General features: G+C 61.3%; 2 pseudogenes. Both read left to right on the top strand.

Annotated features, from left to right (window positions below):
• Positions 1-290, top strand: a pseudogene (locus tag AAIL68_RS17640) (IS21 family transposase); the annotation flags it as partial.
• Positions 287-372, top strand: a pseudogene (locus tag AAIL68_RS17635) (ATP-binding protein); the annotation flags it as partial. The pseudogenes AAIL68_RS17640 and AAIL68_RS17635, both read left to right, overlap by 4 nt.

Raw genomic sequence — 372 nt, 5'->3', positions numbered from 1 at the left:
GGTTGATGGAAGCCCGTATGAACCGGCATGGCCGACGCGAATACGTCCAGGTCCTGCGGTTGCTGGAAACTTTCGACCTGGCTGATCTGCATGCCGCGGTGAAGCAGGCGCTCCAGATGGGCGCGATTGGCTTTGACGCCGTAAAGCACCTGCTGCTTTGTCGTGTAGAACGCCGTCCGCCCCGACTGGACCTCGACTGCTATCCCTATCTGCCCAAGGCCACGGTCGAGAAGACCAAGGCCGGTTCCTACATGCGGCTGTTGTCGGGCAATGCGGAGGACGCGGCATGAACGATGTCCCGGAAATCCTGCTCGCCCATCACCTCAAGGCGCTGAAGCTGCCGACGTTCCTGCGGGAACATCAGAAGCTGGC

The organism is Paracoccus sp. SSK6 (assembly GCF_039770665.1).
Lineage (GTDB): Bacteria > Pseudomonadota > Alphaproteobacteria > Rhodobacterales > Rhodobacteraceae > Paracoccus.
Note: the sequence above shows the minus strand (reverse complement) of the source record. Positions and strands in the feature narration are given on the sequence as shown.